The sequence below is a fragment of the Aeromonas sp. MaB10011B genome, assembly GCF_017939325.1.
GTDB lineage: Bacteria > Pseudomonadota > Gammaproteobacteria > Enterobacterales > Aeromonadaceae > Aeromonas > Aeromonas caviae.
This window is the reverse complement of the sequence record NZ_JAGKRK010000075.1, coordinates 262,380-289,201: the sequence shown is the minus strand read 5'-3', so window position 1 is coordinate 289,201 and position 26,822 is coordinate 262,380. Positions and strand designations below refer to the sequence as shown.

The 26,822-nt window shown below is 62.9% G+C and carries 19 protein-coding genes and 1 riboswitch; of the genes, 10 read left to right on the top strand and 9 right to left on the bottom strand.

The features are described from left to right. Window positions 1-41: 41 nt before the first annotated feature. The 3 genes from J9893_RS17415 to J9893_RS17405 form a co-directional block, all read right to left on the bottom strand. Window positions 42-2,375, bottom strand: a complete 2,334-nt coding sequence (locus J9893_RS17415) for a YgiQ family radical SAM protein (protein ID WP_210601650.1) — start codon at window positions 2,373-2,375, stop codon at window positions 42-44. 196 nt (window positions 2,376-2,571) lie between these two features. After that, on the bottom strand, window positions 2,572-5,724 hold the full coding sequence (locus J9893_RS17410; protein ID WP_210601651.1) for an efflux RND transporter permease subunit: 3,153 nt from the start codon (window positions 5,722-5,724) through the stop codon (window positions 2,572-2,574). Then, window positions 5,724-6,776, bottom strand: a complete 1,053-nt coding sequence (locus tag J9893_RS17405; protein ID WP_210601652.1) for an efflux RND transporter periplasmic adaptor subunit — start codon at window positions 6,774-6,776, stop codon at window positions 5,724-5,726. Before J9893_RS17405 ends, J9893_RS17410 begins: the two co-directional genes overlap by 1 nt. 210 nt (window positions 6,777-6,986) lie before the next feature. On the opposite strand from J9893_RS17405, the gene J9893_RS17400 reads away from it, so the two are divergent. Beyond that, on the top strand, window positions 6,987-8,543 hold the full coding sequence (locus tag J9893_RS17400) for a sensor domain-containing diguanylate cyclase (RefSeq protein ID WP_210601653.1): 1,557 nt from the start codon (window positions 6,987-6,989) through the stop codon (window positions 8,541-8,543). 34 nt (window positions 8,544-8,577) lie between these two features. Continuing rightward, window positions 8,578-9,447, top strand: coding sequence for a patatin-like phospholipase RssA (gene rssA / locus J9893_RS17395; protein ID WP_029313973.1), 870 nt, complete (start codon window positions 8,578-8,580; stop codon window positions 9,445-9,447). A gap of 65 nt (window positions 9,448-9,512) precedes the next feature. Here the strand turns inward: rssA and J9893_RS17390 are convergent, their stop codons facing one another. Both J9893_RS17390 and J9893_RS17385 read right to left on the bottom strand, forming a co-directional pair. Then, window positions 9,513-10,874: a sodium-dependent transporter gene (locus tag J9893_RS17390; protein ID WP_210601654.1), complete on the bottom strand. Its 1,362-nt coding sequence runs from the start codon at window positions 10,872-10,874 to the stop codon at window positions 9,513-9,515. A 195-nt stretch (window positions 10,875-11,069) separates the two neighbouring features. Further along, window positions 11,070-11,336 (bottom strand): helix-turn-helix transcriptional regulator, encoded by a 267-nt coding sequence (locus J9893_RS17385; RefSeq protein WP_010673503.1) that lies wholly within the window; start codon window positions 11,334-11,336, stop codon window positions 11,070-11,072. A gap of 258 nt (window positions 11,337-11,594) precedes the next feature. On the opposite strand from J9893_RS17385, the gene J9893_RS17380 reads away from it, so the two are divergent. From J9893_RS17380 to J9893_RS17365, 4 genes are all read left to right on the top strand, one after another. Next, entirely contained in the window at window positions 11,595-12,182 is a 588-nt protein-coding gene (locus J9893_RS17380) for a hypothetical protein (protein ID WP_111896972.1), read from the top strand. Window positions 12,183-12,487: 305 nt separating this feature from the next. Further along, window positions 12,488-13,507, top strand: a complete 1,020-nt coding sequence (gene ompA / locus J9893_RS17375; RefSeq protein ID WP_010673501.1) for a porin OmpA — start codon at window positions 12,488-12,490, stop codon at window positions 13,505-13,507. Window positions 13,508-13,919: 412 nt separating this feature from the next. Further along, complete coding sequence (gene ompA, locus J9893_RS17370; RefSeq protein WP_210601655.1) at window positions 13,920-14,921, top strand: porin OmpA; 1,002 nt, start codon at window positions 13,920-13,922, stop codon at window positions 14,919-14,921. A 219-nt stretch (window positions 14,922-15,140) separates the two neighbouring features. Next, complete coding sequence (locus J9893_RS17365; RefSeq protein WP_048208140.1) at window positions 15,141-16,199, top strand: OmpA family protein; 1,059 nt, start codon at window positions 15,141-15,143, stop codon at window positions 16,197-16,199. 74 nt (window positions 16,200-16,273) lie between these two features. On the opposite strand, the gene J9893_RS17360 is transcribed toward J9893_RS17365, so the two are convergent. Then, window positions 16,274-17,968, bottom strand: coding sequence for an NAD-dependent malic enzyme (locus tag J9893_RS17360; protein ID WP_039039301.1), 1,695 nt, complete (start codon window positions 17,966-17,968; stop codon window positions 16,274-16,276). Window positions 17,969-18,023: 55 nt separating this feature from the next. Continuing rightward, complete coding sequence (locus J9893_RS17355) at window positions 18,024-18,881, bottom strand: AraC family transcriptional regulator (protein WP_041213342.1); 858 nt, start codon at window positions 18,879-18,881, stop codon at window positions 18,024-18,026. Between the two features lie 120 nt (window positions 18,882-19,001). Between J9893_RS17355 and J9893_RS17350 the strand changes: the two genes are divergently transcribed. Both J9893_RS17350 and J9893_RS17345 read left to right on the top strand, forming a co-directional pair. Then, window positions 19,002-20,381, top strand: a complete 1,380-nt coding sequence (locus J9893_RS17350; RefSeq protein WP_210601656.1) for an MATE family efflux transporter — start codon at window positions 19,002-19,004, stop codon at window positions 20,379-20,381. Between the two features lie 151 nt (window positions 20,382-20,532). Next, window positions 20,533-20,781 (top strand): YciN family protein, encoded by a 249-nt coding sequence (locus J9893_RS17345; protein WP_010673495.1) that lies wholly within the window; start codon window positions 20,533-20,535, stop codon window positions 20,779-20,781. Between the two features lie 30 nt (window positions 20,782-20,811). On the opposite strand, the gene J9893_RS17340 is transcribed toward J9893_RS17345, so the two are convergent. Further along, window positions 20,812-21,951, bottom strand: a complete 1,140-nt coding sequence (locus tag J9893_RS17340) for a GGDEF domain-containing protein (RefSeq protein ID WP_210601657.1) — start codon at window positions 21,949-21,951, stop codon at window positions 20,812-20,814. Between the two features lie 243 nt (window positions 21,952-22,194). Here J9893_RS17340 and J9893_RS17335 point away from each other — a divergent pair, with 243 nt between their 5' ends. Next, window positions 22,195-23,592 carry a nucleobase:cation symporter-2 family protein gene (locus tag J9893_RS17335; RefSeq protein WP_210601658.1) on the top strand — a complete coding sequence of 466 codons (1,398 nt, stop codon included), beginning with the start codon at window positions 22,195-22,197 and terminating at the stop codon, window positions 23,590-23,592. A 100-nt stretch (window positions 23,593-23,692) separates the two neighbouring features. After that, window positions 23,693-24,406, top strand: a complete 714-nt coding sequence (locus J9893_RS17330) for a protein ligase (protein WP_210601659.1) — start codon at window positions 23,693-23,695, stop codon at window positions 24,404-24,406. A 201-nt stretch (window positions 24,407-24,607) separates the two neighbouring features. Here J9893_RS17330 and J9893_RS17325 read toward each other — a convergent pair whose 3' ends face one another. Beyond that, window positions 24,608-25,984: a sodium:alanine symporter family protein gene (locus J9893_RS17325; RefSeq protein WP_210601660.1), complete on the bottom strand. Its 1,377-nt coding sequence runs from the start codon at window positions 25,982-25,984 to the stop codon at window positions 24,608-24,610. 265 nt (window positions 25,985-26,249) lie between these two features. Further along, window positions 26,250-26,360, bottom strand: a riboswitch (glycine riboswitch). Between the last annotated feature and the right edge of the window lie 462 nt (window positions 26,361-26,822).

Below are 26,822 nucleotides of genomic sequence, written 5' to 3'. Positions count from 1 at the left end.
TGGTCGCCTTCTTATTTCTATCGCTTTCAAATCAGGAAAACTCACCGAGCCGGTCGCTTGGCACCATTCCCTTTCGCCGCTGGCTTGCCTCCTTGAGTACCCGGCTTGGCAGAGCCTGCACGGGTCGGGGTTTTACCCTTGTGGGCGGGTTTTCCGGTAGGTTTGCCCTTGCCTTCGCCATGTGCGGCCGGTTTGCCATTACCCGCCCCTTTCTGCAACTGGGAGCCCACCGGCTTGCCGCCCGTTGTCTTGTTGCCAGCCCCGTTACTGCGCTGATGGGTGATGGCACTGTGGCGGGTCAACGCGGGCTTGAGGCCCTTGCTGCGGCTGCGCTCGGCCTTGGCTTCACCACGGCCTTCCGGCGGCACCAGGCAGTCGGGGCCGTTGCCGATGAGGTGACCCTTGCCCATCTCCAGCAGGGCTTCGCGGATCATCGGCCAGCCGGCCGGATCGTGATAGCGCAGCAGCGCCTTGTGCAGGCGACGGCGACGCTCCCCTTTCACCACGAACACGTCCCCGCCCTGGCGGCTCACCTTGTTGAGCGGGTTTTTCTCGGTGTAATACATGGTGGTGGCGTTGGCGAGCGGCGACGGGTAGAAGTTCTGCACCTGATCGAGCTTGAAGCGGTTTGCTTTAATCCAGAGCGCCATGTTCACCATGTCTTCATCCGTGGTGCCCGGGTGGGCGGAGATGAAGTAGGGGATCAGGTACTGCTGCTTGCCCGCCTCTTTGGAGTACTTGTCGAACAGCTCCTTGAAGCTGTAGTAGCTGCCCATGCCCGGCTTCATCATCTTGGAGAGCGGGCCCTCCTCGGTGTGTTCCGGCGCGATCTTGAGGTAGCCGCCGACGTGGTACTTGGCCAGCTCCTTGATGTAGCGCGGATCTTCCACCGCGATGTCGTAACGCACCCCGGAGGCGATCAGGATCTTCTTGATGCCCTTGAGGTCGCGCGCCTTGCGATAGAGGTTGATGGTCGGGCTGTGGTCGGTGTCCATGTGCGGGCAGATGGTCGGCCAGACGCAGGAGGCACGGCGACAGGTCTGCTCGGCCTTGGGGCTCTTGCAGCGTAAGCGGTACATGTTGGCGGTGGGGCCGCCCAGATCCGAGATGACGCCGGTAAAGCCCGGCACCTTGTCGCGGATCTCTTCGATTTCTTTGAGGATCGACTCTTCCGAGCGGCTCTGGATGATGCGCCCCTCGTGCTCGGTGATGGAGCAGAAGGAGCAGCCGCCAAAGCAGCCGCGCATGATGTTGACCGAGGTCTTGATCATGTCGTAGGCCGGGATCTTCTCGTTGCCATAGGCCGGGTGCGGCACCCGCTGGTAGGGCAGGCCGAACACCCCATCCATCTCGTCGGTTTCGAGCGGGAAGGCGGGCGGGTTGACCCAGATGATGCGATCACCGTGGGCCTGGGAGAGGGCGCGGGCGCAGCCCGGGTTGGTCTCATGGTGCAGGATGCGCGACGCATGGGCGTAGAGCACCTTGTCCTCCTTCACCCGCTCGAACGCCGGCAGCTTGACGTAGGTCTGCTCCCACGGCTTCTGCTTGGGCGGCTGCACCAGGATGGGCTTGGCCTCCTGCGCAGCCGGTGCAGTGCCTTCATCATCGCTGCAGGGGGCCCCTTCCATATAGGGGTTGGGGATGGGGTCGATGCGGCCAATCTGGTCGAGCTTGCTCGAATCCACCCCGCGCCAGCCCGGCAGCGGTTCCTTGCGGATCACGGCGGTGCCGCGAATGTCCTGCATGGTGTCGATGGTCTCGCCGCCTGCGATGCGGTGAGCCACCTCCACCAGCGGCCGCTCGGCGTTGCCGTAGATGAGGATGTCGGCCTTGGCGTCGATCAGGATGGAGCGGCGGATGGTCTCGGACCAGTAGTCGTAATGGGCAATGCGGCGCAGGGATGCCTCGATGCCGCCGATGACCACCGGCACCTCTTTATAGGCCTCTTTGCAGCGCTGGGTATAGACCAGGGTGGCGCGATCCGGCCGCTTGCCGCCCACATCCCCCGGGGTGTAGGCGTCGTCGTGGCGCAGTTTCTTGTCGGCGGTGTAGCGGTTGATCATGGAGTCCATATTGCCCGCAGTGACACCATAAAACAGGTTGGGCTTGCCCAGGCGCATGAAGTCATCCTTCGATGACCAGTCGGGCTGGGCGATGATGCCGACCCGAAAACCCTGGGATTCGAGCATGCGGCCGATCACCGCCATGCCGAAGCTCGGGTGATCCACGTAGGCGTCGCCTGTCACCAGCACGATGTCGCAGCTGTCCCAGCCGAGCTTGTCCATCTCCGCACGGGACATGGGCAGGAAGGGCGCTGTGCCGTAGCACTCGGCCCAGTAACGGGGATAGGAGAAGAGGTTGGTAACCGGCTGCATTTTGACCACCTGGAACAATTCGGGTCGCGCATTATACCGGCAGAGCAAGGCGGGGGCGACGGCTTTTTGCCCCTACAGAACGCGAGGGGAAGGGGCGCCTTCGAGCGGGCGCGACGGGTCGGCGTGACAGACTCCGATCTCATCAACAAGCAGGGCGCCCATTGGCGCCCTGCTTGCTGTCATCCGGGTCGGCACGCTAGGCCGCCGGTTTGTCACGCCCCTCGGGGGCCACCGCCCCCGGCACCGTGGAGGGACTGGCCGGGATTGCCGTGGCCAGTACCTCGTCCACCAGTCGGTCCCGCGCTCCCGTCATCCCCGCGCGTCTGGCGATCAGGTGATAGATGGCGGGCACCACCAGCAGGGTCACCAGGGTCGCCAAGGACAAGCCGAAGAAGACCACGGTTCCCACGGCCATCCGGCTCTCGTACCCCGCCCCCATGGAGAGCATCAGGGGCACGGCGCCGATGATGGCGGTGAGCGAGGTCATCAAGATGGGGCGCAGGCGGCGCACCGACCCCTTGATGATCGCCTCCTCGAACCCTTCACCCCGCTGGCGCAGCTGGTTGATGAACTCCACGATGAGGATGCCGTTCTTGGTCACCATGCCGATGAGCATGATCATGCCTATCTGGCTGTAGATGCTGAGCTCCTGCCCCGTGAGCCAGAGGCCGAGCAGGCCGCCGAAGATGCCGAGCGGCACCGTCATCATCACCACCGCCGGGGTCAGCAGGCTCTCGAACTGGGCCACCAGCACCAGATAGACCACCAGCAGGGCCAGGCCGAACACCAGTGCCATCTCCCCCTGGTTGTCGCGATAGTCCTTGGACTCGCCGGCATAATCCACCGACATGCCGGTGGGCAGGTGATCCGCGGCCCAGCCATCCAGGAAGTCGAGCGCCTCCCCCAGGGTGTGGCCGGGGGCCACGTCCGCGGTGAGGGTGACCGCCTTCTGGCGCTGGTAGTGGTTGAGGCGCTGGGGACTCGCCACCTGGGTGACGGTCGCCAGGGTGGAGAGGCTCACCATCTCGCCGCTCGCGGCCTTCAAATAGATGCGGCTGATGTCGGAGATGCCGTTGAACTGGGTCTGGTTGGCGCGCAGGTAGACATCATACTCTTCGCCCCTGTCCACATAGGTGGTCTGGCTGACGCCGCCGAGCAGGGCCTGCAGGGAGCTTGCGATGGTGGAGACCGGAATGCCGAGCTGGGTGGCTCGCTCCCGCTCTATGGTCACCTGCAGCTCCGGGGTCTTCTCGGCATAGTCGAGATCCGGGCTCTGCATCAGCCCGCTCTGGGCCGCCGCCTCCTTGAGCGCCAGCCCCTGCTGGTTGAGCTCGCTGTAATCGGAGCCTTGCAGCACGAACTGTACCGCCGCTGTGGATCCGCCTCTGAACCCCGGCTGGAAGGTGCGGATCATCACGTCGGGGATGCCGGCGAGGCGGCCGCTCAGGGAGCGGCCAAACTCGGTGGCCGTTTCGTCCCGCACCGCCCAGTCACTGAGCTGGATGATGGCCATGCCGGTCTGATCGCCGCCGCGCCCGAAGGCCGGGGTGCTGAAGCTCATGGCCTGCACCACCCCCTTGCCGAGCAGCGGCAGGATGGCGGCCTCCACCTGCTGCATGTTGCGCTTCATCCGCTCGATGCTGGTGCCCTCCGCCCCTTTCACGAACACATAGAGCACGCCCCTGTCCTCGGTCGGGGTGAGGCTCGCGGGCAGCTTGCCAAAGAGGGCGCCAATGCCGCCGAGGCAGAGCAGCAACACCAGGGGCATCCAGACGGCGCGGCGCAGCACGGCCCCCAGCACGCGGCGATAACGCTCCTCCACCCAGCCAAGTCCCTTGTCCAGGGTGGCGGTCAGGGCGTTGGGTTTGTCCACGGCACGCATCAGCCAGGAGCCCATGGCCGGGGTCAGGGTGAGCGCCACCAGGGAGGAGAAGAGCACGGCCAAGGAGAGCAAGATGGCGAACTCGGTGAAGAGGCGCCCCACCATGCCGTCCATGAAGGCGATGGGCACGAACACCATCACCAGCACGGCGGTGGTGGCGATGACGGCAAAGCCCACCTCCCGGGTGCCGTGCCAGGCCGCCATCAAGGGGGACTCGCCCCGTTGCAGGTGGTGGTGGATGTTCTCCACCACCACGATGGCGTCATCCACCACCAGGCCGATAGCGAGGATGAGGGCCAGCAAGGTAATGAGGTTGATGGAAAAGCCCAGATACCAGGCACCGATGAAGGCCGAAATCAGGGAGACGGGCACCGTGATGGCAGGGATGAGCGTGGTGCGCCCCTGCCCGAGGAAGAGATAGAGCACGGCGACCACCAGCAGGGCGCAGATGGCGAGTGTCTCGTATACCTCGTCGATGGCCTGCTTGATGAAGATGGTGGAGTCGTAGTCGACCTCAAGGGTGGCCCCTTCCGGCAGGAAGCGCTGCATCTCCACGAGCTTCTTCTCGATGCCCTGGGCCACCGCCAGAGGATTAGCGGTGGACTGAGCGACGATGCCAATCCCCAGGCTCTCGCGGCCGTTGCGCTGATAGGCGCTGTCTTCGTTCTTGGCCCCCACCTCCACATCCGCAATGTCCGCCAGATAGATGCTCTGACCATTGGTGGCGGTTTTCACCGGCAGGGTGCGAAAATCTTCCGCACTGTGATAGAGCCGTGCGATCTGCACCGCCATGGTCATGGTGTTGTTTCGGATCTCGCCGCCCGGCAGCTCGATGTTCTCCCGCTTGAGGGCATCCTGCACGTCGGCCACCGTGATGCCGCGGGCCGCCATGTCGGCGGGGCGCAGCCGCACGTACATCACCTGGGTCAGGTCCCCGGAGAGGGAGACCTCGCTCACCCCGTCCACCAGGCTCAAAGGGTCCACCAGCATGCGATTGGCGTAATCCGTCATGGCGGTACGATCCATCTGGGTGCTGCTGAAGTTGAGCCAGATGGCCACATCCCCGTTGCCGTTGTCCTTGGTCACCATGGGCTCGTCCGCCCCGTCTGGCAGCTTGGGTCTGGCCCGGGAGATGGCGTCACGCACGTCGGAGGTGCCCTCCAGCATGTTCCAGCCGAGCTTGAACTCCACCGTGATGGAGGAGCGCCCCTTGCGGGTCACCGAGTTGATGTTCTTGATGCCGCTGATGCCGGAGAGCTGATCCTCGATGGGCTTGGTGACCTGGCTCTCCATCACCTCGGGGGCCGCCCCCTCATAGGTGGTGGTGATGGAGACGGACGGGGTCTGCACATCCGGCATCTCCCGCACGGTGAGTTTGCTGAAGGCCACCAGGCCGAACACGGTGAGCAGGGCGCTGATGACCACCGCCACCAGGGGACGGCGTACTGAGATATCGGAGAGCCACATCAGCCTTTCACCTCGCCCAGATCACGTACCTGGGCGCCGTCGCGCAGATTGACCAGCCCCTCCACCGCGATGCGATCGCCGACGTTCAACCCCTTGAGCACCCAGACGGCCTCGCCATGGGTGTCGCCAAGCTCCACCGGCACCCTCTTCACCCGTCCGTCCGCCTCCAGGCGATAGACGAAGCGCTGCTCGCCGGCGTACTCCACCGACTGGGCGGGGATCAAGGTCATCTTCTGGGGTGGCAGAGAGAGATCCACGTTCATCAGCATGCCGGGACGCAGCTGGCCACCGGTGTTGGGCAGGATGACGCGGGCCTTGATGTTCTGGGTGTCGCTGGAGATCCGGCTGTCGAGGGTCTCCAGCACGCCGGAAAAGGATTGATCCGGCCAGGCCGAGCTGGTTGCCGTCACCGCCATGCCGGGGCGCAGCAGGGAGAGGTAGCGCTCGGGCACCGCCAGATCGAGCCGCAGTTTTGCCAGCTCGTCCAGATGCAAGAGCACGTCGCCGCTGTTGACCAGGGCTCCTTCGCTGAGATCGATGAGGCTGACTGTGCCGTCGAAAGGGGCGGCCAGGGTGCGCAGGGAGAGCTCGTAACGGGCCGCATCGACCCGGGCCTGGGCCTGGGCAACAGTCGCCTCCTGCCCCTCCAGCTCCGAGGTGGTGACGGCGCCTCGCGCCACCAGCTTGCGCATGTCCCGCAGCTTGCGAGCCTCGTCGCGCACGCTGGCGCTCTGCTCGGCCAGCTCCGCCTGCTGCTTGCCCGCATCCAGGGCGATCAGGGTCTGCCCCTGTTTGACCTGCTGGCCGGAACTCACCGCGATGGTGGCAATGCGGCCGGTCACCTCGGGGCTGATGGCCACGGAGCGATTGGCCGCAAGCTTGCTCACCAGCTTGATGGAGGGCTCGGCCAGACTCTGCCTGACGGTTTCGGCCCTGATGTTGATCTCTCTTGGTGCTGGCTTGCTGGCGGGTTCAGCCTGCCGCAGATGCCAGACGCCCGCCGCCAGCAATAGAAGAAGAGGGAAAAGCCACAGCCACACGCGCGTTTTCATCACAAGATCCATGCAGTCAAAGAGAGAGGAAGAAGAGATAGCTTCATCAAGGATGGCACCATGTTACCCCCTGACTATGCCGTGACTATGTATAAATGTGACAAAACGTAACAGTCCGGTGAGAAGATCATCAAAAACGCATCTTGTCGGCACGCGCGTCAGGGTTCTGCCTTACACTGATGCCGACTCTCGCCATCTTCCGGTACGCCCATGTCCATTCCCTTCCCCGCCTTTGCCAGATACCGATTGCAGTGGCTGCTGCTGGGCCTCGGCCTGCTGCTGTTGCTGCTCGCCCTGCAACATGCGTTTCGCCAGGTTACCGAGATCAACAAGCGTGACACCATCAACGCCGCGACCCAGCTCAGCAGCCAGCACCAGCGGATGGAGACCTTCCTCGAGGCCATGCGCGGCCAGGCGGAGGAGCGCCTGCGCAGCAATCCCCAGTCCGTGCTCTCTCGCCAGCTCTATCAGGCGCTGCAATCCGACGGGGAGCACGGCATCAACCTGGATCGCATCCCCGTCGATCTGCCCCCCGCCCTCATCGGCAACCTGACCGGGCAGGGCCCGCTGCCCCACGACGGCAGCGAGCGGCAAGCCAGAATACATCTCGCCCTCAGCCTCTCCCCCCTGCTCGCCACGGCCAGCAAGCTGCTGGACAGGGACGTGGCCTGGATCTACTTCACCGGTACGGACAATTTCATCTACCTCTATCCCTGGGTGCCATCCAGCCAGTTTCGCTTCGATCCCGTGATTTACAGCAAGGCCTACTGGCAGGAGGCGATGGCCAGGCATCCCCACCTGGAGCACGCCATGCTCTCGCGCCCCTACCAGGATTTTGCCGGGCGGGGGCAGATGATCACCCTCTCCCAGCCCATTACCCAGGGCGGCCAGATCATTGGCCTACTCAGCATCGACATCCAGACCGTCACGCTGGCGCAGACCCTGCACCGCCTCGCCCCCCGGATTGGCACCCTGTTCCTGCTCAACGCCCATCAGCAGATCCTCGCCAGCAGCCAGTCCGGTACCGCGCCGCCCCCGGCCAGGACGGCGCAGTCAGCGGAATATGAGTGGCAACAGGGCGCCTTGCAGCTCGTCTATCCCATCCCGGAGACACCGCTCTCCCTCATCCATCGCATCCCGCTGCTGCCTCTGCTGCAGACGCTGTTGTGGCAATCGGCGACGGCGCTCATCACCATTTTCTGTCTGGTGGTGGCGACCGTCTCCAGCCTGCGTGCCCAGCGCCTCAACCGGCGCCTCAACTACCTGTCACGCCACGATGCCCTGACCGGGGCCTTCAACCGCCACTACTTCGATGCCTTCGAACACCGCCAGGCCCTGGCAGGCCGCCAACGCATCGGCGCCATCATGTTTGACTGCGATCACTTCAAACAGGTCAACGACCGTTTCGGCCACGGGGTGGGCGATCAGGTCCTCATCCGTCTGGTGCAGCTCTGCCAGTCCCTGCTGACACGGGAGTGCCACCTGATCCGCTGGGGCGGCGAGGAGTTCCTGCTGCTCGTCGCCGATGAAGCGATCCCTCTGGCCCCCTTGGCCGAGCGGCTTCGTCTGTGCATAGCAGAGCATCCCTGGAGCGCCATCGCGGCCGAGCTGAAGGTGACCGTCAGCCTGGGCCACTGTCGCCAGTCACCAGCCATCTCCTTGCAGGAGGTGATCCGCCGCGCCGATATCGCCCTCTATCAGGCCAAGGCCAACGGCCGCAATCGCAGCGAAGCGTGGCGGGATGACGGACAGGAGAAGCCGGAGTAAGCTGGACTCCCACTTCATGTCAGGAGACGCAACTGTGTCACGAAAACCCCGTCTGGGATTGGCCCTGGGCAGCGGTGCGGCCCGAGGATGGGCCCACATCGGCATCATCCGTGCCCTGGAGCGACTGGGCGTCAAGCCGGATCTGGTGGCTGGCTGCTCCATCGGCAGCTTTGTCGGCGCCGCCTATGCCGCAGGTGAACTGGACAAGCTGGAGAGCTGGGTGCGCGGCTTCAGCCGCCTGCAGGTCATGGGGCTGCTCGATCCTGCCCTCTCAGGCGGCCTGTTTCGCGGTGACAAGGTGTTTGGCATCGCCGCCGGCCATCTGGGGGATCCCGCCATCGAAAGCCTGCCGCTGCCCTTTGCCTGCGTCGCCACCGAACTAGATACCGGTCGCGAGATCTGGTTGCAGGAAGGGCCGCTTCGCCAGTGTGTGCGCGCCTCCTGCGGCATGCCCGGCCTGCTCACCCCGACCCGGGTGGAGGATCGCTGGCTGGTGGACGGGGCCGTGGTCAACCCGGTCCCCATCTCCCTGGCCCGCGCCATGGGAGCCGAGGTGGTGATCGCCGTCAACCTCAACACCGACATGCATCAGCCCTGGACCGACGAACCGGACGAACCCGTGCAGGGAGGGCTGCTCAGCCAGTGGTTGAACCGGGGCGAGCGCGAACCCAGTACCCCCGGCATGTGGGGGGTGATGACGGGCTCCATCAACATCATGCAGGAGCGCATCACCCGTGCCCGGATGGCCGGGGATCCCCCCGAGATCCAGCTCTGCCCGCGCCTTGGCAACCTCTCCATCATGGATTTCCACCGCGCGAGCGACGCCATCAACGAGGGGGAAGCCTGTGTCGAGCGCAACCTGGAGCAGCTCAAGGAGGAGCTGTCACGACTCTGCCTGATATGAAGGCATATCGGGGTAAAAGACAAAAAGAGCGCCAATAGGCGCTTTTTTGTTTCGGGTTACGCGGCTCAGAACAGCCCCAGCCCCTTGAGCATCACCACCAGGATCAGCAGCGGCGACACATAGCGGATGATGAAAAACAGGGGGCTGAGGATGGGCAGCGCCAGCTTGCCCCCATTGGTCAGCGCCGTCGTCATCCGCTCGAATCCCCATACCCAGCCCACAAAGAGGCAGAGGAAGATGCCGCCAAGGGGCATCAGCACGTTGGAAGAGACGAAGTCGAACAGATCGAAGAAGGTTTTCCCGCCAACCTGCACATCCGCCAGCGTGCTGCTCGAGAGCGCACAGGTCGAGCCGACCGCCCCCAGCACCAGCAGGTTGATCAGGGTCGCCCTTGTGCGGCTCATGTGAAAGCGCTCGGAGAGCACCGAGACCGGCACCTCCAGGATGGAGAGCATGGCCCCGGTGGCTGCGATGGCGGAGAGCACGAAGAAGAGCACCATGAAGAGGTGGCCAAAGGGGATGCTGGCAAAGACCGCGGGTATGGTGATGAACAGCAGGGAGGGGCCTGCGCTCGGCTCGAAGCCAAAGGCAAACACCGCCGGGAAGATGGCGATCCCCGCCAGCATGGAGACGAAGAGATCCGCGCACATCACCCGTACCGTGGTGAGAGGGATGTGCTGATCATCGCGAAAATAGCTGCCATAGGTCATCATGCAGCCCATCCCGATGGAGAGCTTGAAGAACGCCAGCCCCATGGCCGTCAGCACGACGCCTGCGGTCACCTTGGAGAAATCCGGCGAGAACAGGAAATGCAGTCCTTCGCTCGCTCCGGGCAGAGTCAGGCTGCGCACGCCTATCACCAGCAGCAGGATGAAGAGCAGTGGCATCAACCGCTTGGTGACCGCTTCGATCCCCCTGGAGACCCCCATCAGCAAGATCCCCCCCATCAGGGCCAGCACCAGCCACTGCCAGAGCAGACTCTGCAAGGGATCCGTGATGAGTGAATTGAAGGCAGCCCCCGTGACGGCGGGATCGGTGGAGAGGATCTCGCCGCTGGCCGCCTTGAAGATGTAGGCAAACACCCAGGCCGCCACCTCGGAGTAGAACGACATGATGAGGAAGGCCGCGCTCACCCCCATGGCGGCGATCAGCCACCAGGGTTGCCCCTTCGGAGCCAGCTTGATGAGCCCGCTGACCGCATCCGTCCTGGCCTCGCGCCCCAGCATGATCTCGGAGATCATCACCGGCAATCCCACCAGCAGGGTGGCGATGACATAGACCAGCAGAAAACCGGCGCCACCGTTCTCACCGGTCAGATAGGGAAACTTCCAGATATTGCCGAGCCCGACGGCAGACCCCAGGGTCGCGGCCAGCACGCCAAAGGTGCTGGTAAACCCATCTCTGACTTTGGTAATGGATTGGCTCATCGTTGTCTCGCTGTGTGGATCACCGCCTGAATTAAAAGGGTCGGAGTGTTCCGTGGATTAATCCAGCCCGACAAGATGATTTAGTGAAAATCGCCGTTGACCGCACACAACCCATCATTTAATTAAATAATCATCCATTTTGACAAATAAAAAATGCCGCCTCGAGGGCGGCATTTTTATCAAGGTTGAACTGAATCAAGCCTTGGCAATATCGTCCGGACCGATCTGGCCGATTTCGGCGACTTTCTTGTCAGCCAGCAGCCAGAGGGTGAACTTGTGCAGATCGGGGTGGTGGGCCAGGGCAACCAGGAAGGCGCCTCCGACTTCACGGTAACCCAGTTCATAGTTCTTCAGGGTGGTTGGGGGGACGCCCAGCAGATCGGCAAACTTGGGACGGCTTAGGCCTACCGCTTCGCGGATCTGACGGATCTTCTTGCCAACAGTTACGATATTTGAATTCATGTGTTCCATACTCCGTTCGGCGGATTGACTCCACCTTTATTTTTCGCGACGACTCGTAGTCAAGTGTATCAGTTTTGAACGGACTCGTTATGGTCGAGCCTCTATCTATAATCAGCGTCTTTCGACGACAACCCTTCACAAACCTCGGGGATGGTAATCGCTGCGTCGCCTCAGGTAAACAGTCTCGAAAAGAAACCTTTCTTGTTGCCCGGCCATCCCTCGTATAATTCGCCGGTTATTTCCAAGAGAGTCATCAACATGGCATTTCCCGGCATCATTTCCCGTCTTCATTCCGACCCGGACTCCCTCCCCCGTCAGCTCGCCCAGGGTCTGCAGACCCGGGCCGAAGCGTTCTGGCTGCCTATGGCCATGCAGGGGGACGCCGCCACCGTGCTGGCGGCCCTCCCGGACAGCTGCAGCCTCTATCTTGAAGGCCAGACGACGCTTCCCCTGCGCAGCCACGACGGCGTCGTGGCAGAAAACGGCACCCTGGCACTGGGCAATGGTCACACGATGACGCTGGCCAGGGAGAAAGGCGATGGCGGCATCGTGCCGGAAGAAAGCCTCGCCGAGATGGCCCAATGGCTGGAAGCGGGTCATCGGCACTTCATCTGCTCCACTGCCGTCCAGCCCGTGGCGCGGGCCATCCTCAACATCTGGCCTCTCGATCCCTACCTCGCCCGTCACTTCTTGCTCAGTTTCATACCCTTGCTGTGCGAAGCAACCGAGGCGGACTATCTTGCGGTCCTCTCGGTCAGGGCGGGTGACGCCATCCCGCGGCACGCTTGGGCTGAGGCTTATATGAAGCTTGAGAAGAAACTGCATCGCGCCTACTTGGATCACTAATAAATCCCAAGAAACAGCCAGTTATCCCTACGACACAATTTGCCCCATCCCTTATCTGTGAGCTTGATCATGTTTTGAAATGGGCATAAAGTGCGCCACGTCATCGGAATGACGTCGGCTGTTCGTGGCGGAGTATGCATTGTCGACAGTGCAACCCGCACACTTGTGCACCCAGATACGTGCCTCCTGGATGGATCTAGGATCCCTGTTCGCACCAACGTCGTTGGTCGACAGAGCCAGCAGCTTACATAAATTACAAAGTGCGAAGCACGTGAACAACGTGCCATCTCAACGAGGATTATTTTATGATGAAAATGGCTCCTTCCCTGATCGCCATCGCTATGGCCACCATGGGTGCAACTGCAGCTCACGCCGCTGACGACATCTACTTCGGCGCCGGTGTTGGTGCAACTCACTTCAACGGTCTGAACAAGATCGAAGGCGTGAACGTTGGCGAAGAAGATGCGGCTGCTGCCAATGCCTTCGTTGGTTACAACTTCAACGAATACTTCGGTTCCGAGCTGGGCTACCAGTACACCGGCCGTGGCAACACCGACGGCAACCGTTACGAGAGCCAGGGTGCCACCCTGTCCGGTATCGCTCGTCTGCCGCTGGGCAACGATTTCTCCCTGTTCGGTGAAGCTGGCGCCTACTGGGGCCACACCGACGGTCTGGGCACCAGCGATACCAAAGTATCCCCGCTGGCCGGTGCCGGTGTGACCTACAAGGTCAACGACGCGCTGGATCTGCAAGCTCGCTACCGCTACATGTGGGACGTGGCTGACCTGCACGCCGACAACGTACGCTACAAGTCCAACCAGAGCGTTGCGACCCTGGAAGCCGTTTACCACCCGTTCCGTACTTCCTACGTAGCGCCTGCTCCGGCCCCGGTTGTTGAAGAAGCACCGGCCCCGGCTCCGCAAATCGTTGAGAAGAACTTCGCCCTGAACTCCGACGTGCTGTTCGCCTTTGGCAAAGACAGCCTGAAGGCCGAAGGCGTGCAAGCCCTGAACGCTCTGTACCAGCAAATCGTTGAGTTCCAGCCGAAAGACGGCAACGCCGTTGTTGTTGGTTACACCGACCGTATCGGTTCCGACGCTTACAACCAGAAGCTGTCTGAAGCTCGTGCCCGCACCGTTGCCAACTTCCTGGTCAGCAAGGGTATGGCTGCCAGCAAGGTTGCCATCGAAGGTCGCGGCGAAGCCAACCCGGTCACCGGCACCAAGTGTGACGGCGTCAAGGCCAAGGCTCAGCTGATCTCCTGCCTGGCTCCGGACCGTCGCGTAGAAGTTCGCGTATCCGGCGTACAAGAAGTTCAAAAGTAATCTGACTTCGCTCAGGTAACGTAAAAAAGGGGATGCAACGGCATCCCCTTTTGCTGTCTCTCTCCTCCCCCCAGCGACTCTCTCTGTCTCACCTTTTCTCCCCTTTACCCCCGTATTACGGCCCCGCGACACCGGTGTCGGCGCTGCATATCTGTGCAGAAACTTGATCACGCTGATTCAAAAGAATACAGTAGCAACGCTTGTAAGACATTGGATGAACTATTAAAAGTGCTCAGTGCCCGGTTAGTTGTCCATGGAGAAACAGCTTCATGAGAATCCAGGTTTCCATCCATTTTTTATTCAAGCCGTCCGTGATCCGCTCACGGTGTCGCACATGAAGTGTCATCTGCGACCGGTATAACAAAGAGTGCGCAGTACGCCCATAGCACGGCAACTCAACGAGGATAAAACGATGAAAATGAAAATGGCACCAACCCTGATTGCTCTGGCCATTGCAGCCATGGGAACCACCACCGCTCAGGCGGCCGACGACTGGTACACGGGTATGGGTGCAGGTTGGGCCTATGGCCACGACCTGGATACCTTCGGCCAGGATGCTGACAAGGACGCCACCGCGCTCTCCCTGTTCGGCGGTTACAACTTCACCGAGAACTTTGCCGCCGAGCTCGGCTATCTCTATGCCGGCAAGGCTGGCGTCGATGGCGTCGACTTCAAGACCCAGGGTGCCACCCTGTCCGGTATCGCACGCCTGCCCATGAATGACATCTTCTCCGTCTTCGCCGAAGGGGGTGCCTACTTCAACCACGTCAACGGCAATGGCCAGAGCGACAACGGGACCTCGCCGCTGGCGGGTCTGGGTCTGACTGCCAAGCTCTCCGACCTTATCGACCTGCAGGCCCGCTACCGCTACATGTGGGATCTGGGTGACGATCAGAAAACCTGGAAAACCGACATGAGCGTCGCCACCCTGGAACTGGTGATGCACCCGAACCGCACCACCTATGTGGCACCGGCCCCGGCACCGGCTCCCGAGCTGGTTCCCGAACCCGTCATGGTCGACAAGAACTTCTCCCTGAGCTCGGACGTGCTGTTTGCCTTCGGCAAATCCACCCTGAAGCCGGAAGGGGCTGCTGCGCTCAATACCCTGTATCAGCAGATCGTCGACGTCCAGCCGAAAGATGGCAGCGCCGTGGTGGTGGGTTACACCGACCGCATCGGCTCCGATGCCTACAACCTGAAGCTGTCTGAAGCCCGTGCCCGCACCGTGGCCGACTTCCTGGTTGGCAAGGGTCTGCCGGCTGGCAAGGTATCCATCGAAGGTCGTGGTGAAGCCAACCCGGTCACCGGTACCCAGTGTGACGGCATCAAGGCCAAGGCTCAGCTGATCGCCTGCCTGGCACCGGATCGCCGCGTCGAAGTCCGCGTCACCGGCGTACAGGAAGTGCAGCAATAAGAGGTTGACCACCTGTTGCAAAAAGGGGCCATTCCGGCCCCTTTTTTAATGCCCGCACGGCACCACCAACGCGGGCCGCCCACCTGCCTGCCCCACCGATTCTCCATACAGATGCGTCACTTAAATGGTTAAAGCGCTCACATCGCCTATACATAATGTTGGCTATACATAGCAAAGGGCTGGGAGCCCTATAACACCCAACATCGACGAGGATACGCGATGAACATAAGACTGAAACCTGTGTGGATTGCATTGGCACTGGCGACGAGTGCCGCCCAGGCGGCACCTGTTCACGACTGGTATGTGGGGGCTGGGGGTGGCTGGGCCTTTGCCCATGACATCGATGATTTCAGCCAGGACGTCGGCAAGGACGCAACCGCCATCAACGCCTTTGTCGGCTACAACTACAACGAGAATCTGGGGGCAGAGCTCGGCTACCTCTCCACCGGTGACTGGGATATTGCCGGCCAGGACTTCAACAGCAAAGGGGCCACCCTGTCGGTCATTGGCCGTTTGCCGCTGGGGGACATCTTCTCTGTCTTTGCCGAAGGGGGCGGTTATCTCTATCACGTCGACTCCGTCAACGGGGGAGATGACAATCTGGCTCCCCTGGCGGGTCTGGGCCTGACCGCCAGACTGAGCGACTGGGTAGACATCCAGACCCGCTACCGCTACATGGTGCGAGTCGGGGACGATCCTGACAACGACAAGGTGGGCAGCGGTACCAAACGCTGGGTCAGCGACATCAGTACCGCCACCATCGAGCTGGTGCTTCACCCCAATCGCACCGTCGCCGCAGTGCCGGTGGCCGCGCCTCTGGTCGTGGCACCGCCGCCCCCGGCTCCCGAGCCGGTGGATCAGACCTTCAACCTGAGTTCGGATGTGCTGTTTGCCTTTGGCAAGGCGGAGCTCAAACCGGAGGGGATGCAGGCACTCGACGCCCTCTACCAGCAGATCGTCGACGTCAAACCCAAGGATGGCAACGCCATGGTGATGGGCTACACCGACCGCATCGGCTCGGATGCCAACAACCAGGCACTGTCGGAGGCCCGTGCAAGCACGGTCGCCAACTTCCTGATTGGCAAGGGGCTGCCCGCCGACAAGGTGAGCATCCAGGGCAACGGCGAGAGCAACCCGGTCACCGGCACCCAGTGTGATGCCATCAAGGCCAGGGCCGCCCTCATCGACTGCCTGGCCCCGGATCGCCGGGTCGAAATCCGGGTCACCGGCGTCAGCAATCCCGCCGAGCCCGCACCCGCCGAGCAACCGGCACAATAACCTCCTCTTCCTTCACTGCCGTGCACAAAAAAGGGATGCCGAGGCATCCCTTCTGCATGTCTGTCCCCTTGGGATCAGAAGGAAGTACGACGATAGCGGCGGTACTCGGGGCGCCAGAAGTTCGCCTCGATGGCCTGATCGATCACATCATCGGGGGTCTGCACCGCCTTGCCCTGCAACATGGCGGTCTTGGCCACCATCTTGGCGATGTAGCGGGAGACCTGATGGATGTCCGCCAGATCCGGCAGCAAGGAGCCCTCTTCCCCCTTCACCAGGGGTGAACAATCCGCCAGGGCACGGCTGGCCGACATCAGCATGGCATCGGTCACCCGGTTGGCACCGGAGGCGATCACCCCAAGGCCGATACCCGGGAAGATGAAGGAGTTGTTGCACTGGGCGATGACGTAGCGCTTGCCCTTGTACTCCACCGGTGCGAACGGGCTGCCGGTGGCGACCAGCACCTGGCCGTCGGTCCAGCGAATGAGATCCGCCGGGGTGGCTTCCACCCGGGAAGTGGGGTTGGAGAGCGGGAAGATGATGGGACGGGCACAGTGCTTGTGCATGGTCTTGACCACCTCTTCGGTGAAGAGGCCGGGCTGGCCGGAGACCCCGATCAGGATGTCCGGGCGACCGTGCTCCATCACCTCCAGCAGGGAGATGTTGTCCCCCACCGGCCACTCCTTGATCCGCTCGACCGGCTGGGAGAGCTTGCGCTGGAAGTCGAGCTGGTTGGGGATCTTGTCGGTGATGAGACCGAATCGGTCCACCATGAAGACCCGGCCCCGCGCCTCGGCGTCGGTCAGCCCTTCGGCCTTCATCTGCGCCACGATCTGCTCGGCGATGCCGCACCCGGCACTGCCCGCCCCGAGGAAGGCGACCCGCTTCTCGGAGAGCTTGGCACCGGAGGCCTTGCAGGCGGCGATGAGGCTGCCCAGGGTCACCGCGGCGGTCCCCTGAATGTCATCGTTGAAGCAGCACAGCTCATCCTTGTAGCGGTTGAGCAGCGGGGTGGCATTGCCCTGGGCGAAATCCTCGAACTGCAGCAGGATGTCCGGCCAGCGGCGCTTGACCGCCTGGATGAAGGCATCGACGAACTCGTCGTACTCTTCGCCGGAGATGCGCGGATGGCGCCACCCCATGTAGAAGGGGTCGTTCAGCAGCTGCTGGTTGTTGGTGCCCACATCCAGCACCACCGGCAGGCAGTAGGCCGGGGAGATGCCGCCACAGGCGGTGTAGAGGGAGAGCTTGCCGATGGGAATGCCCATGCCGCCGATGCCCTGATCCCCGAGGCCCAGGATGCGTTCGCCATCGGTGACCACGATCACCTTGACGTTCTGCTTGGTGGCGTTTTGCAGCATGTCATCGATCCTGTCCTTGTCCGGATAGGAGATGAAGAGGCCGCGGGCACGACGATAGATGTTGGAGAACTCCTCGCACGCCTTGCCGACCGTCGGGGTGTAGATGACCGGCAGCATTTCGGTGAGGTGGTTGTTCAGCAGGCGGTAGAAGAGCGTTTCGTTGGTATCCTGGATGTTGCGCAAATAGATGTGCTTGTCCATGTCGTTGCCAAACGCCATGAACTGGCGATAGGCACGCTCTGCCTGCTCTTCGATGGTTTCGATGTTCTGGGGCAGCAGACCTTCCAGATTGAAGCTGCTGCGTTCTTCGCTGGTGAAGGCGCTGCCCTTGTTGAGCAACGGCGTCTCCAGCAGGGCTGGACCTGCGTAGGGAATGTAGAGGGGACGTTTCTGATTATTATCTTCAAACATGGATCTGTACCTTGACTGTGTGGCCCGTCGATCCTATGGGCTTGAGCCAACAATTTCAAAGGGTTTGCACCTCCCTTGCGAAAGGTTTGCGACCCAGTCGACGAAAGGCCCCCGGAGTCTGACCCGTCAGGCGGCGAAAACGGTTGGCAAAGTTGGCGCCGTCGCTGTATCCGACCCGGGCCGCCAGCTCGGCCAGCGGCCAGTTGGTGTAGAGCAGCAACTGGCGCGCCTTGTTCATGCGAAGCCCGGTGAGCCAGGCCATGGGGCCCATGCCGAACACCTGCTGACAGAGCCGGTGCAGATGGGGTACCGAGCAGGCCATCTGATCAGCCAGCAGGGCCACGCTCCAGGGCTCGTCCAGACGTGCCTCCACCCGCCGAAACAGCGCCTGTAGCCGCAGCTCCGGCGTGCCGCGCACCTCCCCCTGCAGGGTCCGCTCCAAGAGCGCCAGCAACAGGCTCAGCAGCTGGGGCTGGAGCGGCGAACGTATTCCCTCCCCCTGCATCAGGCTGAGCAGGTGATAGAGCTGCTCCCCCTCCTCCCCCTGCCAGATGCGATGGCCAAGCCGGTGCAGATGCTGCCAGCGCGGCACGTCGTCCAGCAGGATCCAGCTGGTATGCCAGGCTTCCCCCACCAGCCTGAGGCCCCCCGGCACGGCGGCCGGGAGAAAGACCAGGGCTCCCGCCGGGATGGGCTGCTCCCCGCCATCGGTGAGCAGGGCGCCCCCCTCGTCATGGCTCACCATCAGGATATGAAACTCCGGTCGGTTGCGGCGGATAAGGTAGTGCTCCCGTATCGTCGAGAGGCCGGTCAGGAAGACGCCTGCCTCCCCAAGCAGGGGCAGCCCTTCGCGTCCCAGCATCCGCTCTTCGCAGGCCGGGGCGATTTCCAGACACTCGCTGATAAATGGCATAGCACCTCAACAGGATAGTTTTGCACAAGAAAGCCGAGAGAGGCTCACAGTGAAGCCTCCCGATATCACCCCTATCATACCCACGACAAACCCTGATTTTTACCAACCCGGTTAACATAAATGAATTATTGGCAAGCGATTTTAAAACAAACCACCGATCGCGAGTTCATGACGCGACTGTGGCGACTGGCCCTGCCGGTTTCGCTGCAATCCATGATGTTCTCCCTGCTCGGCCTCATCGACATCATTATGGTGAGCCAGCTCGGCACCACGGCTGTGGCGGCGGTCGGCTTGGGCAACCGGGTCTTCTTCTTCAATCTGCTGGTGATAGCGGGGCTCTCGGGCGGGGTCTCGGTGTTGGCAGCACAATATTTCGGCCGTGGCGAGATGGCCGGGGTGCGCCGCTCCCTAGCCCTGGCCCTGGTGGGCGCCCTGGCGGTGAGCCTGCCCTTTGCCCTCGTCTATGTGTTCTCACCGGGCAGCGTGCTCGGGTTTGCCAGCCAGGAGCCCGCGCTGCGCGAGCTGGCCGACGAGTTCCTGATGATCACCGGCGCCACCATCCTCTGCACCGCCGTGGTGGTGCCCCTGGAGTCGGCCCTGCGCTCGGTGGGCAATGCCGCGGCGCCGACCCGTATCGGCATCATCGCCATCATCGCCAACGTCATCCTCAACTATGCCCTCATCTTCGGCCATTTCGGCGCCGAGGCCATGGGAGTAGCCGGCTCCGCCTGGGGCACCACCCTTTCGCGCCTGCTACAGACCGCGCTGCTGCTTGCCTATGTGTGGCGTGCAGAGCCCCGTCTCATCCCGCGCAAGCAAGACTGGCTCGCCGCCTTCAGGCGCAAGGAGGTGGTGCGCTTCACCCTGATCGCCCTGCCGCTGTTGCTGCACGACGGGCTCTGGGCCTTCGGCATGCTGCTCTACGGCTTCCTCTACGCGCACCTTGGCACCGACGCCCTGGCCATCATGACCACCCTCGGCACGCTGGAGAGCATCCTCATCTCCCTCTTCTTCGGGCTGGCGGTGGCCTGCTCCACCCTGCTCGGTCACCGGCTCGGGGCAGAGGAGTATGACGAGGCCTGGCAGCACTCCCAGCTCTTCCTGCTGCTTGCCCCCGTCGGCGCCCTGCTGGTGGGGACCGCCGTCTGGCTGATGCAGGGCAGCCTGCTGCAATGGGTCGGCAACCTGCCGGGCGAGCTGATGACTGAGGCCGGCCAGGTGCTCGCCATCATGTGTCTGGGCATGCTGCTCAAGGTGTTCAACATGGTGGGGATCGTCGGGGTGCTGCGCTCGGGGGGGGACGTCAACTACAGCATCTTCATCGACATCGTCGGCATGTGGTGCATCGGCCTGCCGCTGGCCTGGGTGGCGGTCAGCCTGCTGGGCTGGCCCCTCTCCTGGGTGGTGGCGGTGGTCCTGCTGGAGGAGCTCTCCAAGGTGCTGCTGGTGCAGCGCCGCATTCGCCAGCGGCGCTGGCTGCGCAATCTGGTGCTGGGATAAGGGAAGAGCGCAAAGCGGGAAAATGCGGGGTCATATCAATGACAGAAAATCCCGCTTTGCAGTATGCTGGCCCCCTCTTCAATCAGAGGCGGGGTGCGCCGGCCATGCCGACCCTTGTGCCCCTGCCCAGTAGTCGTTTAAGGAGACGAGCATGCAACCACAAAAAGAGCGGATCACCGAGACTGCCCTGCTGGAGATGGCCAACAAGATCATTCGTGAACACGAGGACTTCATCCACGGCATGCGCGCCGACTCGGTGGAGCAGAAGGGGGACATTCTGGTGTTCAAGGGGGAGTTCTTCCTGGCAGAGGACGGCACCCCGACCGGCAAGACCATGGCGGTGTTCAACATGTTCAAGCTGCTGGCCCAGCAGCTCTCCGGCAAATACACCCTGGCCTGACGCCAGCCCCGTCATCACCGGATGCCGCCCTCAGGCGGCATCCGTTTTTGTGCGCCCTGCATCGCCCGCGGGTTTCCCTGCCTCGGCCACCACGCAGTTACGACCCGCCATCTTGGCCATGTAGAGGCACTCGTCCGCCCGGTTGAGCAGATCCGCCACCCCCTCGCCACGCTGGGCCAGGGTCAGACCGATGCTCACCGTCACCTCCAGCAGCTCGTCGGAGGTGGGGCTTTTCACCAACCTCGCCTCCACCGCGACCCGCAGCCGCTCCGCCACCCGCTTGGCCTGTGCCAGATCCGTGCAACCGGGCAACAGGATGGCAAACTCCTCCCCGCCGTAACGCCCGAGCACCATGCCGGGCTCCAGCTGCTCCGACAGGGTGGCCGCCACCTCCTTGAGCACCGCATCCCCCGCCAGATGGCCGAAGGTGTCGTTGATGCGCTTGAAGCGGTCCAGATCCAGCAGCAGCACCGCGAAGGGAGCCTGTTTGCGGATCATGGCGGCCCTCGCCTTCTCGAGCTGCTTCATCAGCAGGCGGCGGTTCATCATGCCGGTCAGCTCGTCCGTGGTGGATTCCCGATAGAGTTGCAGCAGCATGTTGAGCTGGCCGCACTGCACCCAGGCGCTGGCGATGGCAAAGAGCCCCAGCAGCCAGACCTGGTTGAGGGTCTGCACGCTCCAGAGAGGCTGGCCCACCAGCAACCAGTTGCCCGCCAGCATGGTGGCCAGGATCCCCCCCGCCAGTTGCAGGCTGAGGGAGAGGGGAATGGGAAAGATGGCGAACAGGCTGATGAGCAGATAGGGGAAGGCCATGTAGCCCGCCTGCATCTCCTGATCCGCGCCGAAGCTGTGCAGGCAGATGAGGGAGAAGAGCATCATCACCGCCATCAGGTAACCGAGCGCCAGCTTCATGCGCTCGCGCTTGAAGTGGATGAGATAGGAGAGGGGGATGAGGGGCGAGAGGGCCAGCAGGCAGAAGATCCTGACCTGGAACAGCGCCTCGAACTGGATGGCTGGCAGGGTCAGCCAGTCCACCAGGGCCCAGCTCGGGAGCCCCGCCATCAGCAGACAGGTGAGCAGCCGCAGCCGCACCGTCATGAAGCCCATCCGGGTCAGGGTAAAATCTTCGGAGTGGGCGCGGGCACTCCAGAACTCCGACAGCTTCAGCATCCAGAGTCTCCATCTTCGAACCGAGGGCTCATTCTACACCGTCCCCATCCTGATGCATCAGCCTCCCTCCCCTTTGTGAGGGATCGGTCTCACACAAACCGGCGGATCTTAATCGCCACAGGAAAACGTTTCAACCCATCAGGAAATAAACGAGTTTGCGCTCAATTAGCGCTGGAAAGCGCGATGCCAATCACTAAAATAGCGCCCAATTTTCTCCCCTCCCCCCACACATTCGAGGTATTTATGGAACAGGCTGCCGCCCCAAGCGCCATCCGAGAGGCCCATCCCCCCAGTCGAGCCCACAGCGAACTGGTCTACGGCATCGAGGATGTCCCCCCCCTGCCCCAGACCCTGTTCGCCGCCCTGCAGCATATGCTCGCCATGTTTGTCGCCATCATCACCCCGCCCCTCATCATCGCCAATGCCCTCGGCCTCCCCGCCGACGACACCCGCTACATCGTCTCCATGTCCCTGGTCATGTCCGGCATCGCCTCCTTCATCCAGACCCGCCGTTTCGGCCCCCTCGGTTCCGGCCTGCTCTCGGTACAGGGCACCAGCTTCAACTTCCTCGGTCCCATCATCGCCTCCGGCCTCGCCCTCAAGCAGGCGGCCATGCCCACCGACGATCTGCTGGGTACCCTGTTCGGCACCATGCTGGCAGCGGCCCTCACCATCGTCGTCATGAGCCGCTTCCTGCACCTGGTCAAACGGATCATCACCCCGCTGGTGACCGGCATCGTGGTATTGCTCATCGGCCTGACTCTCATCAAGGTAGGGCTCATCAGCATGGGGGGCGGCTACGGCGCGCTGGCGGACGGCAGCTTCGCCAGCCACACCAACCTCTTTCTCTCCCTGCTGGTGCTCGGCCTCATCGTGCTGATGCAGCGCAGTCGCAACCCCTGGCTGCGCCTCTCCGCCATCATGATCGCCATGCTGGCGGGCTATGCGGTGGCGCTGCTGCTGGGCAAGGTGGCGGCCCCCACCTTCGACGGCCCGCTGCTGATGGTGCCTGTTCCGCTGCACTACGGGCTCGGCTTTGACTGGCAGCTGTTCGTGCCGCTCGCCATCATCTTCGTGGTGACGGCGCTGGAAGCCATCGGCGACATGACCGCCACCTCCGACATCTCCGGCGAGCCGCTGGAAGGGCCGGTCTACATGGCGCGGATCAAGGGGGGCGTGCTGGCCGACGGCGCCAACTCCATGCTGGCGGCGGTCTTCTCCACCTTCCCCATGTCCACCTTCGCCCAGAACAACGGCGTCATCCAGCTGACCGGGGTGGCCAGCCGCCATGTCGGCCTCTTCATCGCCGCCATGCTGGCCCTGCTCGGCCTGTTCCCGGCGGTGGCGAGCCTTGTGCAACAAATACCTGAACCCGTGCTCGGCGGCGCCACCATCGTCATGTTCGGCACCATCGCCGCCGCCGGGGTGCGCATCATCTCCCGCGAGGAGCTGGACCGCCGCGCCCTGATGATCCTGGCGGTGTCGCTCGCCATGGGTCTCGGAGTGGCCCAAGTGCCCGAGGTGCTGCAACACCTGCCGGAGCTGGCCAGGAGCGTGCTCTCCTACGGCGTCGCCACCGGCGGCCTCACCGCCATCCTGCTCAATCTGCTGCTGCCCAGGCGCGCCGCCGCACAGGCCTGACACTCCGCCATCCTTGCACCAATGCCCCGCCACGCGGGGCTTTACCTTGTTTGCCCCCGCGCGTACTGTGCTTGGCAGCCTCTGCCAAAGGATGCCTTTCATGCCTTATACCCTGCTGCCCCCGCCGCTCGCCCACCAGACACCCGACCAGATCCTGGCCGAGGAGCAGCGCTGGCTACGGGAGTGCGCCGGTGACGGCGAGCCCAGAGCCCTCCTCTGGCAGGGCCCCCAATGCCTCATCGTCACCCGCAAGGACACCCGTTTGCCTCGCTACCAGGCCGCCTGCGAGCAGCTTGCCGCCGAGGGCTGGCCGGTGTTCGTGCGCGACAGCGGCGGCACCGCCGTGCCCCACGGCGCCGGCATCCTCAACCTCTCCCTCATGCTGCCCCGCACCACCACAGATCTGGCCCACTACTACCGGCTGCTGGGGGCCCCCCTGCTCGCCCTGCTGGGGGAATACGGTCTTGCGGGCAGCTACGACTTCGTGCCCGGCTCGTTTTGCGACGGCCAGTACAACCTGGTGATCGGAGGGCGCAAGGTGACCGGCACCGCCCAGCGCTGGCTGGCGCCGGGCCGGGATCACGACGGCGCCGTGCTGGCCCAGGCCATGCTGCTGGTGGCGGGTGATGTGGACGAGGGCACCCGGATGGCAAGCCGCTTCTACGAACTGGCCGGGGGCGAGCTGCGCTTTGCTCGGGGCACCTCCACCACCCTGGCCCACGCCATTGGCTGGCAGGGGGATGAGGCGGCCCTGGTGAGCCGGGTGAGCAGTGCGCTGGCGCAGCGGCTCACCGGAGATATTCCCTCCCCCTGACCCCCTGAGGGCAACAAGCGCCGCCATTCATTGCGTAAAATGCAAAAAAGCCACGATGAGCGTCGTGGCTTTTGCGTATTTCGCACAGATATTGTCAGAGGAGCCGGGATCAAGCCCCGGGTTTTGCCATCCCAGCCCGGATCCCGGTTGACGCCATGGACAGGGGCCCGGTGACAGGGCCGCCCGCAGGCCCGCTTCTCATCAGGCCGTCTGCGGCTCGGGCTCGGCTTCCGTATCCCGGTCCCGACTGAAGTAGGCGCGGGTCTCGGCAATCACCACGTGGCGCAGGCCGATGAGGCCGATGAGGTTGGGCACCGCCATCAGGCCGTTGACGATGTCGGCCAAGAGCCAGATCAGGTCCAGATGGAGGAAGGCACCGCTCGCCACCAGCACCAGATAGATGAGGCGGTAGGGTTTGATCGCCTTCACCCCGAACAGGTACTCGGTGCAGCGCTCGCCGTAGTAGTTCCAGCCAAGGATGGTGGTAAAGGCGAAGAACAGGAGGCCGATGCTCACCAGATACTGGCCCACATGGGCATCCAGCCCCTGGGCAAAGGCCAGACTGGTCATGGCCGCACCGCTTGCATCGCCGCTCCACACCCCGGTCACCACCAGCGTCAGGCCGGTCATGGTGCAGATGATGAGGGTGTCGATGAAGGTGCCGGTCATGGAGACCAGCCCCTGCTCCACGCAGGAATCGGTCTTGGCCGCCGCCGCCGCGATGGGGGCCGAACCCAGCCCCGACTCGTTGGAGAAGACCCCGCGCGCCACCCCGGACTGGATCGCCAGCATGATGCCGGCGCCGACGAAACCGCCGGTGGCCGCATGGCCGGTGAAGGCGCTCCCGATCACCAGCATGACCGCATCGGGCAGGGCGCCTGCATTGTTCACCAGCACCCCGGCACAGGCGACGATGTAGAAGATGGCCATGAAGGGCACCACCTTGCTCGACACACTGGAGATGGACTGGATACCCCCCAGGGTCACCAGCGCCACGATCAGGGTCAGCACCACGGCGGTCACTTCACGGGGTACCGAGAAGGAGAGGCTCATGGCATCACTGATGGCGTTGACCTGGGGGAAGGTACCGATGCCGAAGAAGGCGACGCCGATGCCGAACAGGGCAAACAGCCTGGCTAGCGGCCTGGAGCCGAGCCCCTTCTCCAGATAGTACATGGGGCCGCCCGCCATTTGGCCGTTGGCGTCCTGCTGGCGATATTTGACCGCCAGCAGACACTCGGCGTACTTGGTGGCCATGCCGAACAGGGCGGCCATCCACATCCAGAACAGGGCGCCGGGGCCGCCCAGCTTGATGGCGGTGGCGACCCCGACGATGTTGCCGGTGCCTATGGTGGCGGAGAGGGCGGTGCAGAGCGCGCCGAAGCTGGAGACATCCCCCTGCTTGCCCTGTCCCTGATCGCGACCAAAGACCAGCTTGAGGGCGAGCGGCAAACGCACAATCTGAAGCAGACCCAGACGCAGGGTGAGGTAGATACCGGTCCCGACCAGCAGGATCAGCAGGGGGGGACCCCAGACAAAGCTATCGATGGCGGCGAGCGCCGATTGAATTGATGACATGCATCCTCCTTAAAAAAACAACGATTAAGGAGGAGAAGGATGATCTTCCCATAGGTGTCGCGATCGGCCAGAGGCGATCGGATGCAGGCCAAGAATGTGTTCACACTCTTACTGCGAGGCCGTGATCAAGGCTCATGCGCAGCTCGCTTATGTGGGACCGAGAGGCTCATGTACTCACATACACCCCGGTTCCTGCGCGGCGCTTTACCTTGCTGACGACCTCTCGTGACAGATTGTGAACAGTTCCAAGCTCAGGTACAACCATCCCATCCCCTCTGTCCTTTTGCCTGAGAGTTTCCGGCGCCAGATTGCGATGCAATCGTGGTGCCTTGCTCCTTCGGCGCCCGATCTAACGGGTCTCTCCAGAGTATCGTCCAGTAGCAGTCCACACCGGTTGCCCGGTACCTGAAAGATTCACTTCTTCGGTGGATGGTTGCCCATCGCTCTCCTGCTACCTTCATCCGAACTAGTTTGGATTAGGAAGCGGGCATGGTAATCCAAAAACTGTGAGCTGTCTCGCACTCCCTGGCCCCGGCGCCCCCTTTTTACATGGCCGCAACACCCAGGCCTGATGTTATTAGTTCGTTAACTATCAACAGCTTATCAAGCTCCCTTCGGGGGCGATCCCCATCACGGCCCTGAACGCTCCCCGTATCAAGAGCCTGTTTCGTCTCGACCAGAAAAACTTGCCAACATATCCAATCAAAATGCTTGCACACAAACTCAATAAGCCGATAATCCCGCGCATAACTAAGCACTTCGCAAGGGAGTTATGCATTGTGCCTGGTTGGTCCCTCCGGACCGCTCGCCTGAGCCGGCCGTCGCCGGTTCAATCGCA

Bases quoted from the DNA above. Each gene is read 5' to 3' on its own strand.
- ompA (WP_210601655.1), top strand. From the start codon at position 13,920: ATGAAAATGAAAATGGCACCAACCCTGATTGCTCTGGCCATTGCAGCC.
- J9893_RS17345 (WP_010673495.1), top strand. From the start codon at position 20,533: ATGCAACCACAAAAAGAGCGGATCACCGAGACTGCCCTGCTGGAGATG.
- ompA (WP_010673501.1), top strand. From the start codon at position 12,488: ATGATGAAAATGGCTCCTTCCCTGATCGCCATCGCTATGGCCACCATG.
- J9893_RS17360 (WP_039039301.1), bottom strand. From the start codon at position 17,968: ATGTTTGAAGATAATAATCAGAAACGTCCCCTCTACATTCCCTACGCA.
- J9893_RS17410 (WP_210601651.1), bottom strand. From the start codon at position 5,724: ATGTGGCTCTCCGATATCTCAGTACGCCGTCCCCTGGTGGCGGTGGTC.
- J9893_RS17365 (WP_048208140.1), top strand. From the start codon at position 15,141: ATGAACATAAGACTGAAACCTGTGTGGATTGCATTGGCACTGGCGACG.
- J9893_RS17330 (WP_210601659.1), top strand. From the start codon at position 23,693: ATGCCTTATACCCTGCTGCCCCCGCCGCTCGCCCACCAGACACCCGAC.
- J9893_RS17325 (WP_210601660.1), bottom strand. From the start codon at position 25,984: ATGTCATCAATTCAATCGGCGCTCGCCGCCATCGATAGCTTTGTCTGG.
- J9893_RS17335 (WP_210601658.1), top strand. From the start codon at position 22,195: ATGGAACAGGCTGCCGCCCCAAGCGCCATCCGAGAGGCCCATCCCCCC.
- J9893_RS17385 (WP_010673503.1), bottom strand. From the start codon at position 11,336: ATGAATTCAAATATCGTAACTGTTGGCAAGAAGATCCGTCAGATCCGC.
- J9893_RS17380 (WP_111896972.1), top strand. From the start codon at position 11,595: ATGGCATTTCCCGGCATCATTTCCCGTCTTCATTCCGACCCGGACTCC.
- J9893_RS17415 (WP_210601650.1), bottom strand. From the start codon at position 2,375: ATGCAGCCGGTTACCAACCTCTTCTCCTATCCCCGTTACTGGGCCGAG.
- J9893_RS17400 (WP_210601653.1), top strand. From the start codon at position 6,987: ATGTCCATTCCCTTCCCCGCCTTTGCCAGATACCGATTGCAGTGGCTG.
- J9893_RS17355 (WP_041213342.1), bottom strand. From the start codon at position 18,881: ATGCCATTTATCAGCGAGTGTCTGGAAATCGCCCCGGCCTGCGAAGAG.
- J9893_RS17350 (WP_210601656.1), top strand. From the start codon at position 19,002: ATGAATTATTGGCAAGCGATTTTAAAACAAACCACCGATCGCGAGTTC.
- J9893_RS17390 (WP_210601654.1), bottom strand. From the start codon at position 10,874: ATGAGCCAATCCATTACCAAAGTCAGAGATGGGTTTACCAGCACCTTT.
- J9893_RS17405 (WP_210601652.1), bottom strand. From the start codon at position 6,776: ATGAAAACGCGCGTGTGGCTGTGGCTTTTCCCTCTTCTTCTATTGCTG.
- J9893_RS17340 (WP_210601657.1), bottom strand. From the start codon at position 21,951: ATGCTGAAGCTGTCGGAGTTCTGGAGTGCCCGCGCCCACTCCGAAGAT.